Annotated in this window: 1 pseudogene; it reads right to left on the bottom strand. The window is 31.9% G+C overall.

What is annotated here, in order from left to right:
• Positions 1-120: 120 nt before the first annotated feature.
• Positions 121-204 (bottom strand): annotated as a pseudogene (locus RFW85_RS06340) (hypothetical protein); the annotation flags it as partial.

Here is a 204-nt window from a genome sequence, read left to right as displayed (position 1 = left end):
TGGATATTCTGGTAACGACTTGACCTTTTTTCCAAATTCAGTTTCATACGAATAAACATTGCCGCGAACAGCATGTATTTTTTTTATTGTTCCATCATATTCACTGGAGAGAATCAATTACAAACGGAACTCTTCAAAATCAACAATCTTGCCTTCGATATCAACAACTTCATTATAAAATAACGCATCTTTTAATAATTGTTG

Source organism: Acinetobacter sp. 12966, from assembly GCF_031196995.1.
Classification (GTDB): Bacteria; Pseudomonadota; Gammaproteobacteria; order Pseudomonadales; family Moraxellaceae; genus Acinetobacter; species Acinetobacter geminorum.
Note: the sequence above shows the minus strand (reverse complement) of the source record. Positions and strands in the feature narration are given on the sequence as shown.